This window comes from Coraliomargarita parva, from assembly GCF_027257905.1.
Lineage (GTDB): Bacteria > Verrucomicrobiota > Verrucomicrobiia > Opitutales > Coraliomargaritaceae > Coraliomargarita_A > Coraliomargarita_A parva.
In genome coordinates this window covers 281622-292906 of record NZ_JAPZEI010000004.1, presented here as the reverse complement: position 1 = coordinate 292906, position 11285 = coordinate 281622, and the positions used below count along the sequence as shown (strand labels likewise).

The 11285-nt window shown below is 57.9% G+C and carries 9 protein-coding genes and 1 tRNA gene; 7 read left to right on the top strand and 3 right to left on the bottom strand.

What is annotated here, in order from left to right:
- Window positions 1–44 precede the first annotated feature (44 nt).
- Both ftsA and O2597_RS07605 read left to right on the top strand, forming a co-directional pair.
- On the top strand, window positions 45–1259 hold the full coding sequence (gene ftsA / locus O2597_RS07610; protein WP_269523738.1) for a cell division protein FtsA: 1215 nt from the start codon (window positions 45–47) through the stop codon (window positions 1257–1259).
- Window positions 1260–1295: 36 nt separating this feature from the next.
- Window positions 1296–2579 (top strand): cell division protein FtsZ, encoded by a 1284-nt coding sequence (locus O2597_RS07605; protein ID WP_269523737.1) that lies wholly within the window; start codon window positions 1296–1298, stop codon window positions 2577–2579.
- Here the strand turns inward: O2597_RS07605 and O2597_RS07600 are convergent.
- Window positions 2576–3727 (bottom strand): rhomboid family intramembrane serine protease, encoded by a 1152-nt coding sequence (locus O2597_RS07600; RefSeq protein WP_269523736.1) that lies wholly within the window; start codon window positions 3725–3727, stop codon window positions 2576–2578. The two genes, O2597_RS07605 and O2597_RS07600, sit on opposite strands and share 4 nt — an antisense overlap.
- A 383-nt stretch (window positions 3728–4110) precedes the next feature.
- On the opposite strand from O2597_RS07600, the gene O2597_RS07595 reads away from it, so the two are divergent.
- Together O2597_RS07595 and galK are read left to right on the top strand one after the other, a co-directional pair.
- A complete protein-coding gene (locus O2597_RS07595) occupies window positions 4111–5778 on the top strand; it encodes a glutamine--tRNA ligase/YqeY domain fusion protein (protein ID WP_269523735.1) in 1668 nt (555 codons plus the stop codon).
- A gap of 24 nt (window positions 5779–5802) precedes the next feature.
- Complete coding sequence (gene galK, locus O2597_RS07590) at window positions 5803–6957, top strand: galactokinase (protein WP_269523734.1); 1155 nt, start codon at window positions 5803–5805, stop codon at window positions 6955–6957.
- A 42-nt stretch (window positions 6958–6999) separates the two neighbouring features.
- On the opposite strand, the gene O2597_RS07585 is transcribed toward galK, so the two are convergent.
- Window positions 7000–8013, bottom strand: coding sequence for a hypothetical protein (locus tag O2597_RS07585; RefSeq protein WP_269523733.1), 1014 nt, complete (start codon window positions 8011–8013; stop codon window positions 7000–7002).
- Between the two features lie 92 nt (window positions 8014–8105).
- Between O2597_RS07585 and O2597_RS07580 the strand changes: the two genes are divergently transcribed.
- From O2597_RS07580 to O2597_RS07570, 3 genes are all read left to right on the top strand, one after another.
- A complete protein-coding gene (locus O2597_RS07580) occupies window positions 8106–9197 on the top strand; it encodes a mannose-1-phosphate guanylyltransferase (protein ID WP_269523732.1) in 1092 nt (363 codons plus the stop codon).
- Window positions 9194–9610: a Holliday junction resolvase RuvX gene (ruvX, locus tag O2597_RS07575; RefSeq protein WP_269523731.1), complete on the top strand. Its 417-nt coding sequence runs from the start codon at window positions 9194–9196 to the stop codon at window positions 9608–9610. Before O2597_RS07580 ends, ruvX begins: the two co-directional genes overlap by 4 nt.
- A 46-nt stretch (window positions 9611–9656) precedes the next feature.
- A tRNA-Gly gene (locus O2597_RS07570) sits at window positions 9657–9730 on the top strand.
- A gap of 549 nt (window positions 9731–10279) precedes the next feature.
- On the opposite strand, the gene O2597_RS07565 is transcribed toward O2597_RS07570, so the two are convergent.
- Entirely contained in the window at window positions 10280–11158 is an 879-nt protein-coding gene (locus tag O2597_RS07565) for a helix-turn-helix transcriptional regulator (RefSeq protein WP_269523730.1), read from the bottom strand.
- Window positions 11159–11285: the final 127 nt, after the last annotated feature.

The following is an 11285-nucleotide window of genomic DNA, read 5'->3' as shown; positions in this document are numbered from 1 at the left end:
TCAAGCGCGAATTACACCGCTTAGTTTTACCACGTATTTATTGAATGAGTCATTCCAAAGTAGTTGGTGCTGTTGAGATAGGAACCACCAAGGTGGCGGTTTTGCTTGGCGAAGTCATCGACGGCGAAGGACTGAACATTATCGGGCATAGCGTGAGTTCCTCGAAAGGGGTGAAAAAGGGGATTATCTCCGATTTGAATGCGGCCAGCGATTGTGTGCATGCCGCGATTCTGGCTGCCGAGAAAAACGCCAATACCCGGATTGATGAGGTGTACCTGGCCCAAACCGGTCGTCACCTCCAGGGGGCTTTCAATGTGGGCACGGCCAATGTCAGCTCGGCGGATGGCATCATACGCCAAGTCGATGTGGACCAGGCAAAGGAAGATGCCCGCCGCCGCAAGCTGCACTCCCGCCGGACCTATATTCACCATATTCAGAATCCTTTTTCGGTCGATGGACGGCAGGTCGACAATCCGCTTTCGAAGGAAGGTGAACGCCTTCAGGTCGGCTATTGGTCGGTCCACGGGGACAGTGAGATCGTGAGTGACAGTCTTCGGGTCATCCAGGGCATCGACCTCGACGTGGCGGATATCATCATCTCGAGTATCGCTTCCGGTGCCGTCCTTTTGGAAGATTCTGAAAAAGAGAACGGAGCCCTGGTGATCGATATCGGGGGCGGCACTGCGGATTACGTACTGTACCGCAAAGGCTTTATCGTGAGTACCGGCGTGGTTCCGGTCGGAGGCGATCATATCACCAATGATCTGAGCATCGGGCTGCGGGTCGGGCGCAAGAGTGCCGAGGAGATCAAGGTGAACAACGGCCGGGCCTATTATGAAAGCGGCGACCGGGAGGATAATGTCTGGCTTTACGGGGACCTGACTATCGGTGACCGCCAGTATCCGCTGGCCGCGATTACCAAGATCATCGAGGCGCGGGTAAAGGAAATCTTCGAAATCATCCGTGAACAGCTGGAGGAGTCCGAGGTGTTTGATCCGGATGAGATGGCGACCGGCGTGATCCTGACGGGCGGCAGTTCGCGCCTCGGAGGCATTGACGAGTTGGCCCGTCGCGTTTTCGAGGTGGACGCCCGCACGGTAGACGGACCATTGGATGTCGGTCGCGATCTGCGCCGGCCGGAGTACAGCACGGTCTTGGGACTGCTGCATTATGCATTGAACGGGCAGGACAACAAAAAGCAGGAAGCCAAGCCTTCCGGCTTCCTCCGTAAGGTGGCAAACTTGCTGAATTTTGATTAATCCACAGGACGGCAGCGTAGAGATTTACATATTAGGGTGACGACACAGACCGACAGTTTATTTAGCCAGGAGACCGGGACCACGGACTTGAAAATCAAGATCGTGGGGATCGGTGGCGCCGGCACCAATGCGGTGGACGGTCTCAAGCTGGATGATCTCGGGGACGTACGTTTGGCGGCAATCAACACCGATGCCCAGGCCTTGGCGAATTCGCCGATTGCCGAAAAGCTGGTGATTGGCCGGTCCGTGACCCGTGGCCTGGGTGCCGGAGGGGAGCTTGAGATTGGCAAGCAGGCGGCCGAGTCGGACCGCGAAGCGATTTCACGGCTGGTATCCGGAATGGATTTGATCATCCTGGTGACCGGATTGGGCGGGGGCACCGGGAGTGCCGCGGCGCCGGTCGTTGCGGAAGTTGCGGCCCGTACGGATGCCCTGGTCCTGGCCTTTGTCACGTTGCCCTTCAGCTTCGAGGGAGCCCGGCGCAAGCGGATCGCCGAAGAGAGTCTGGGCGAGTTGCGCAAGATGGTGCATGGCGTGATTCCGCTGCCCAACGACGTGCTCCTTCAGGAGGGCGAGGAAGACACCACGGTGCTCAATGCATTTGCCGTCACGGATCAATGGATCGGGCGCGGGGTCAATTCCATCTGTGCCATGCTCTTGAAAACCGGTCTGATCAACCAGGACTTCAGTTCCCTGCGTTCGGTGTTCCAGTCCCGGGGCGGAAAGACTATTTTCGGTACGGGCATGGGCAGTGGGGAGAACTTTGTGAATGCCGCTTTGGAGGACCTCTACCTCTGTCCGCTCCTGCATATGGGGGACCGGCCTTCCCGTCTGGACCGCATTCTCGTCAATGTGATCGGGGGCACGGACCTCGGTATCGCGAAGATCAATGAGATCATCTCGCAGGTCTCCAAGCGTTTCGGATCGCGCGAGGACATCGTCTTTGGTGCGGTGATTGATGAAGGCCGCAGCCAGAGCGTGGAGATCTGCATTCTGGGCAAGGCGGAGATGGAGTCAGCCGGTGCTGCCGAGGAGTCGGAGGAGCCGGAGTTGATGGCCGGCATGGGGCAGGCGGAAGCGCCGGAGGCCTTGAATCTGGCGACCGAAATCGCTTCCGAGGATGAGCCGCCACGGGTGCATAAGTCCAAGCTACGCAAGCAACGCAAGCAGCCGGACCTGAACCAGGATGAGTTTACCTTTATCGATATGGAAGCGCAGCGCGGCTATTTCGAGAAAACAGACCGCAACCTCTACAAGGACGAGGATCTGGATGTGCCGACCTACCTGCGCAAGGGGATCAAGATCAAGCTGAAGGCCTAGCGCTCGAAGATCGATCCACGGGTGGAGTGCGCATCTTCGGGCTCTTTGAGGCGTCCGAAAAAGTAGGTCAGCAAGCCGACCAGTGCCCCGCCTATGTGGGCGGCTCCGGATACCTGGCTCAATCCCAGACTCTGTTGCCAGATAATGAACGCCTGCTGGGCGATCCAGATGAGGAACATCCATCGGGCACCGAGGCGCAGCCAGGCCCCCGGGAGTGGCAGGAGCATGAAGGAGATGCGTGCTTTGGGGAATTTCAGCGCATAGTAGGCCATGACTCCCGAAATGCCGCCACTGGCTCCGATGCAGGGGATGGTGGAGCCCTGGGCCAACAGGATGTGGAGAAGGTCCCCGCCTAGACTTGCGCCGATCACCAGAAATAAGAACTTCAGGGGGCCGAGGAAATGCTCCACGTTGTCGCCGAAGACGAGGAGGAAGTAGAGGTTGCCCAGCAGGTGAAAAAGGCCCGCGTGGAGAAAAAAACTGCTGAGCAGGGTGAGCCCGGCCAGTCGGAAAGGCTCCGCGGGAATCAGGCCATATGCTTGCACGGTGGCCGCGAGTTGGGGTAAGCTGAGCAGGCTGATTAGGAAGATCAGCAGGGCCAGGCCCCAGGTGGCGACGGGCTTGTTACCCAGGGTCGGCTGTGCTTCCTCGACCGGTAGTTTGAGTAATCCGGGGATCCACTGCCACCAGGCCTCGGGCCCCCCGCGACGCTTCATTTTCGCCTCCTGTGCCTTTTCCTCCATCCGGCGCAGACGTTGCAGGGCGATTTTCTCCCGGAGCTCCATCGGCGCCTCACGGACCGGGTCGGTGCGCGGGGCGGGGAGCTCAATGGTCGGCAGGTCGTCCCACTCCCCGGCATCCAGCCAGATGAACTGGCAGCGCTCGCAGACGTCGATACGGCGCAGCCCTACGGGCAGATTGAGGGGGACCTCCTCCATGCGGTTGTTGCATCCGGGGCAGTCCCGCAGCCGAGGGTAATCATTCTGGCGGGATAGTTGCCAGAGTTGGTTGATGGTCCGTCCGTCCGCGAGTTTGCGAAGCAGCGAGACCGTGAGTGCAGTGCCCTTGCATTGGCCGCAGTGCCAGACATTGCCAAATTCATTCTGGCAATGCACCAAGGCGCTTCGGCAATTCGGGCAGTTCAGCATCGCGCCTATCAATTGTCACTGACGATCCTCTGGCGAGTTTTTTGTGATATCATGCCGCTTTCCGGCCTTTGTGGTGCCCGAAAGGACCTGAAGGGCGTGCCGCGCCGTTCCGTATACTGTGAATGGCACTACTTTAAGGACAAATTGAAGGGTTCCTATTGCAACAAAGCGTCGCTCGTAGTGGCTGCTTTAGCTGCCATATTCAGCATCCTAAGCCACCTCGGCTCGATGGCGACTGAAGTCGCCACTACGATAAGAAGCTTAAAGTAGTGCCGTTCCGTATACTGTCACGCGGCTTTCAGCGCGGAAGGGCGCTCGGATTCGTCAAGGCGGCTATTTTTAAACTGGCGGAACCCGTTCCCCGTGTTTTTTCTTTCCGGCTTATGTCAGAAGCCAAAGAGAGACCGAACGATTTCATCCGTCAGATGGTAGCCGCCGATGTGGCTGCCGGGAAGCATGGCGGGCGCGTGCAGACGCGTTTCCCCCCGGAACCGAACGGTTATCTCCAGATCGGGCATGCCAAGGCGATCTGCCTGAATTTCGAGATTGCCCGGGAATTCGGCGGCAAGTGCAACCTGCGCTTCGACGACACGAACCCGGAAAAGGAGAGCGACGAATTCGTCCAGTCGATCCAGCGGGACATCAACTGGCTGGGCTACCAGTGGGATAAGCTTTGCTATGCCAGCGATTACTTTGAGCAACTTTTCCAGTGGGCGGTCCAACTCATCGAATCGGGAGATGCCTACGTGGACGATCTCAGCTTCGAGGAGATGCGTGAATACCGGGGCTCGATCACGGAAGCGGGCAAGCACAGTCCCTACCGGGACCGTCCGGTGGCCGAGAGCCTGGACCTCTTTCAACGGATGCGTGCGGGCGAGTTCGAGGATGGAGCCAAGGTGCTCCGCGCCAAGATCGACATGGCGCATCCCAACATGAACATGCGCGACCCTGTGATGTACCGGATCAAGCGTATGCACCACCACCGGGTGGGCGATGCCTGGTGCATCTATCCCAGCTACGACTTTACCCATGGGCAGAGTGACTCGTTGGAGGAAGTGACCCATTCCCTCTGTTCGCTCGAATTCGAGGATCACCGGCCCCTGTACGATTGGTTTATTGAGAAATTGGGCATTTTCCCGTCGAAGCAAACCGAGTTCTCCCGCCTGAACATGACTTATACGGTGGTCAGCAAGCGCAAGCTGCGGGCCCTCGTGGAAGGGGACTATGTCGATGGCTGGGATGATCCGCGGATGCCGACGCTTTCGGGCATGCGCCGTCGCGGCTATCCGCCGGCCGCCGTCCGTAATTTCTGCGAGAAGGTCGGGATCACCAAAGTGCCCTCCACCAGTGATATTGCGCTGCTGGAGCATGCGGTCCGCGACGAGTTGAACCGTATCGCCGGCCGGCGCATGGCGGTGCTGGACCCGCTCGAGATTGAATTGACGAATTGGTCCGAAGGCGAAGTGCTGGAACTGGACGGAATCAACAATCCGGAGGATGCGTCTGCCGGCACGCGCAAGATTCCCTTTGGCAAGCGGATTTTTATCGAACAGGAAGACTTCCGCGAGGAAGCCAACCGTAAATTCTTCCGTCTGAAGAAAGGCGGGGAAGTACGCCTTCGCCACGCCTACATCATCAAGTGTGATGAGGTGATCAAGGATGCGGACGGAAAGATCGTGAAACTGCTTTGTTCCGTCGATCTGGACACGCTCAACAAGAACCCGGAAGATCGTAAGGTTAAAGGGGTGATCCACTGGGTGAGTGCCGACCATGCCCTGGAGGCCAAGGTACGGATGTTTGACCGCCTGTTTTCGGTGGAAAAGCCCGAGGCCGACAAGGACCGGGACTTCCTCGAATTCGTGAATCCGGAATCTTTGACAGAGACGACTGCCCTCTGTGAACCAAGCCTTGCCGAGCTACCAGTCGGCGAAACCTGCCAGTTCGAGCGCATCGGATATTTTTGCCCGGACAATAAGTTGTCGGCTCCCGGTGCGCCGGTCTTTAACCGGACCGTAGCCTTGCGTGATTCATGGGGCAAGGCAGGCAATTAATAAACTTCAGCAACGTAAAATCACATGTCCACAGAAGCAGTTCTTAAGTATTACAAGCAAACCTTTGGCGGGGATCCGGAGCAATTGGCCTTCGCTCCGGGGCGCATTGAATTCATCGGCAACCACACCGACTACAACGCCGGCCTGGTGATGGGGGTTGCCGTCGCGGAAGGCATCACAGTCGCGGTGGGGCGTCGCAAGGACCGCTTCATGCACTTTGTCAGTGACGGGGGCGAGGCGGTCGCACTCCCGCTCGACAGCTTGAGCCCTGTCTCGGGGCTGGCGTCCTGGACGAATTATCCTGCGGGGGTGACGAAGGTCCTGCTGGAGGCAGGGATGGAAATGCCGGTTGGCTATAACATGTCGATCACCAGTACCTTGCCGGCTGGGGCGGGAATGAGCAGCAGCGCCGCCTTTGAACTGGCGACCGCATATGCACTGTCTGCGATTTACGGCTATGAGACGGACAAGGCCGGCTTTGCCCGGATTGGCAAGAAGGCGGAAAACGAATTCGTGGGCATGCCTTGTGGAATCCTGGATCAGGGGGTTTCCGCATTTGGGCAGGCCGACCATATCGTGCGTATCGACTGCTCCAGCGATTTGTTCTCACTGTCGGCCATGCCGGCCGGCGCGCATTTCTGGATCTTTAATTCCAACAAGAAGCACTCCCTGGTGGATTCGGCCTATGCGGACCGCCACCGTGAGTGCCATGAGGCGCTGGCGATTCTCCAAAAAGCCTATCCGGAAGTGAAGAACCTGTCCGAGGTGTCCGAAGCCCAGCTGCGTTCCCAGGAAAGTGAACTCGGCGACCTGCTCTTCCGTCGCGCCCTTCATATTGTCGGTGAGAACGACCGGGTACGGGCCGTGGAATCGGCACTTCTGGCCAATAATTTGGACGCGGTTGGAAAGGCGCTTTCCGCCTCCCATGAAAGCTCCCGCGTGAATTTCGAGAACAGCACCAAGGAACTGGATTTCCTGGCCGTGCAGCTGCAGCAACAGGCCCACGTCTACGGTGCCCGCCTCACTGGAGGTGGTTTTGGTGGGGCTGTCATGGCCTTGACCGACGACAAGTTTGGGGCGGAGCACGCCGCTGTCATCGAGGCAGCCTATCAGGCAGAGTTTGGGATCGAAGCCAGTATCTTCCACACCCGTGCCGGCGACGGTGCCCAGACCTTGTAGACGACAGGGATTGCTGACTTCTGCTTCGAATCGACCGGCGGGCTAGCTCTGGAAGTGCTCGCGCACAAGTTTCCGGAAGACCGGTCGCATGGCTGCCGCCAGTTCGGGATTGGCGAAAGCCACCCAGGCGACCGGGGTCGTTGTATCCAATGGGCTATCCAGCACCCCTCCCAGGGGATGCTCCACCACGCAGCCGGCTTCCTCCAGGATCAGGGCGGTTGCGATATCGTAGGGGTGGCAGCACAAATTCGATTCGATGCCCAGTTTGCGGAAGGCGAGGGGGCGCAAGTCGGCCACGAAGCGGTCATGCCCGGCCAGTATTTCATAGAACTGGCCGCCGGAGGAAATATACTGGTCGTTGAAAATTAGCGGCGAGGGACTACTGCTGGTGCCATACAGCGCCTTCCAGAGCGATTCCTCAAAGGCGCTGAGGGCCTCGCTCCCGGCCGGAAAGAAGCGGCTGACTGTACCAAAGGCGTGGCGTACTTCCGTGGCCTTGCTCGGATGCAGCTTCACGGGGCTGGCTCGCATTTCGCTGCGTAGGTCATAGGCTTGGGCGCTTAGGCCCTGTCCGCGCCGGGCACTTACCTGATCCGCACGCCAGGCACGGGTGGTGGGCAGCTCGGTCATCGCCGCGACCTCGATGTCCGCCAGCCGGGTGTCGGGGCCCTTCTGTGGCGCAACCGCCGTCAGGATCCAGGCGGAGCGCTTGTCAAACATGATGCCGCGGGTGCCGTCGACCGGATCGATGATGCACTTCAGTACGGTCTCCGTGACCGGGCAGCTTTTAGGGAAAGTGACGCAACCGTGGCTTTCAAGACCTTCCATGACCAGCTCGACCGGGTATTCCTCGGGCCAGTTGGCCTCAAACCATTCGAGAATGGCGGTTTCACAAATGCGGTCGATTGCGTAGATCGTGTCGGCTGCGGTCTCGTCGCTGACGGAACTCAGCATTTCCGGATGCATGCGACTGCGGGCTTCGAGAAAGCGCTGGAGCAGGTCCAACTGCAGCTCACAAATGAGTGTCTGGATACGTTCAGGAGCTTCGATCGCCATTGTGACCCCATTGAGCGGCCGATTTTACCGGATTGCAATCCTTCCTGCGCATTCTGTCTTGCCATGGCTAGGGCTCTGTCAAGCGTAGGGCCATGGCGAAAAGATATGTTGTGATCATGGCCGGCGGGCGCGGCGAGCGCTTCTGGCCGGAGAGCCGTTTGGCGCGACCCAAGCAACTCCTTCCCATTGTCGGGGAGAAAGCCATGTTGGCGCAGACCGTGGACCGCTTGAAGGGCCTGGTGGAGCCGGACGCGGTCTTTGTCATTACCAATGCCGAGCAGCGTGACGCCGTACTGGAAGTCTGTCCCGAACTGGATCCCGCGAAGGTCATTGGTGAACCGATGGGGCGGGATACCGCCGCCGCGGTCGGGCTGGCCACGGTCCTGGTGCGGCGCGAGTCGCCCGACGCGGTCTTTGCCATGCTGCCGGCTGATGCCGTGATTCACGATGCCGCGGGGCTGCGGTCCACTTTGGAGAGTGCCTTTCAGGTGGCGGAAGCCCAACCGGTACTCGCTACGATCGGCATCACGGCCAGCTTTCCGGCGACCGGCTACGGCTATATCCAGCAGGGAGACCCCCTGGGGGATTTTGCCGGACGCACGGTCTTTCAGGTCAAGCGTTTCGTCGAGAAGCCGGACCAATCCACCGCCGAGGGCTATCTGGCTGCCGGTGGCTACTTTTGGAATGCCGGAATGTTTGTCTGGTCCGTTCCGAGCATTGTCGCGGAATTGGAGAAAAGTACGCCTTCGCTATGGACGGCCTTGCAGGCGATTGACCAGGGGCTGAAAGCCGGCGAAGGCCTGGATCCGCTCCTGGCGACCCATTACCCGGCGCTCGAGAAAATCTCCGTGGACTACGCCATCATTGAGAAAGCGGCCAATGTGGTGATGGTCGAATCCGGCTTTGACTGGGATGACGTGGGCGAGTGGCCTGCGGTCGCCCGCCATTATCCAGAGGATGCATCCGGCAACGTTGTGCGCGGTCTCGCCGAGCTCGAGGATGCCAGCGGCAATATCGTCTATTCCCGCGACTCCGGCCATTTGGTCGCCTTGCTCGGGGTGCAGGACCTCATCGTGGTGAAAACCGGCGATGCCACCCTGGTCTGCCACAAGGACAAGGCCCAGGAAATCAAGGCATTGGTCAAAAAGGTCGGGGCTCAGGCCGCATTGAAACACTTGATTTGAATTATCTCGGCATAGATTGGGGCGAAAAGCGCATCGGTTTGGCCTATGCGGACGAGCTCGGTATCGCCATGCCCTTACCGGCGGCGGTGCAGGCTTCCAAAAAGGAGCGCTACCGGCATATCGAGCAGATGATCCAGCAGCGTCGCATCCAGGCCTTGGTGGTCGGCTATCCGCTGAATATGGACGGCAGCGTCGGCTTCAAGGCCCGGGAAGTGGACGCCTTTATCGAGGAAATCAGCAAGCGCTTTAAATTGCCGGTCCACCGTGTCGACGAGCGTTTGTCCAGTCATAGTGTGGAGCAAGGCTACAAGGGCAGCCGGAAAAAGCCCGACCGCAAGTCCGGGGAGATCGATTCCAAGGCCGCCGCGCTCATTCTCCAGGACTTTGTCGAAGAACAAAGCATGAATTCCTGACTTGACCCGGGGGCGGGAGCATCGCCATCTTACCGCCTTTACTGACGCGGGTATAGTTTAGAGGTAAAACATCTGCCTTCCACGCAGAGGTCGTCGGTTCGATTCCGTCTACCCGCACCATGCTTCGCTCTGCGAGCTACGCATGGCTCCGCCATGTGGAGATTGCAGGAAGCGAGCATGTCCTGCATAGCCTGAAAGGCGACGCACGGGCGATTGAGAACGTGTTGAAGAGTGCTTCGCTCTGCGAGCTACGCATGGCTCCGCCATGTGGAGATTGCAGGAAGCGAGCGCACCTAGTAATACCACCCAGAAGCTAAATCATTAAGATCATAGAGGGCACTATGGCTTATATTTCAGCTTGGCGGTTACATTCTGGTTCAAGCCCTCGCAGTTGCTTGATTGTAGGATAGTGTAGTGATTTAATGTTCACTATATGGCATATAAATACAATGATACCAACTCACGACGGCTTGGCTTTCGCTCAGACGAAGACCAGCGAACTCGCCTAGATGACATACGACACGCAGTCTCTACCCTGAGCGATGCCAGTGAGCGCTGCCAAGATGAGGACAGGGGAGCGAGGACATTGCCTTGTATCCGGAAGTCCTGTGCAGCGAGCTGGTTGGATGCCCATCGACAAGGGGCAAGTCTAGAGAAAGGAATATTCGTTTAGATTCGCTCTCCTGCCAAACGAGCTTGTAGGGCGCTGGGAGCGATTCCGGTTTCACGTTGAATAAATCGTGTGAATACTGAAGGGGAGCGGAAGCCGCAGCGTTCGGCAATATTGGCTATGCTTTGGCGGGAGTCACTCATGAGTGCCATCGCACGGTGAAGCTGATAGTTTGCACGGTAGCGCCGCATGGTGACTCCGGTGTTTTGTTCGAAGAGCGTGCGTAGGCGCCTGGCTGAGATTCCTAGCTGGTTCGCTATATCATCCAAAGTTCGATCTTCGTAAATAGACTCAATGAGCAAGGCTTCAATCTGTGCAATCCACGACGGCTTTTCGTGCTTCGTTTGAGAGCTGCTATGTTTGAGCTGTTTCCCTGCTAATTGGAGGAGTAGTAGGTCCAGCATCGGGATGACCATGGGCCGCTTGCTTCTGTCTTGGAGGCTCCATGTATGGGCAATTTCGCTCCAAAGGGCTAGGCTGGGGCGATCCGGTTGAAGCACGCATCCGTCGAATTCCGGTAAGCAACCGCTTCCGCCGTCCAAGTCGAATGTGATGAAGAGCCAGCGCAAGTCGTCTTGTTCCAGGTTAATGTAATGATGAAACTGGAATGGGCGAATCAGCACCCCTTCGCCTTCGTGCAAATGTAATTCGTTGCCATCGATGATGACGTCCCCGGAAGTCTTTAAGACTAGGATCAATACATAGCGATGGTGAGAGCGATTCGCGAAATCCCGTTGTTGTAGGCTTTCGCGATCGGTCCGCATGAACAGGATGACATTGCGAGTGCGCGGTCTTGTGGGATCATCGACTCCGGAGTAGTAGCTCTTCGGGTCCGGTAGGCTTCTCGGAAATTCAATGTTCAGGTTATAACTCCCCATGGAATTTCCGAAAAGATCAAGTAATTGCCGAATATTGCAATTACTTGTGACCTTTTTTTTGCTATTATGGGCGAACTATGAGCAATTTGCGAACTAGCATTAACGCAGCTGATATGCATTTGAGGAT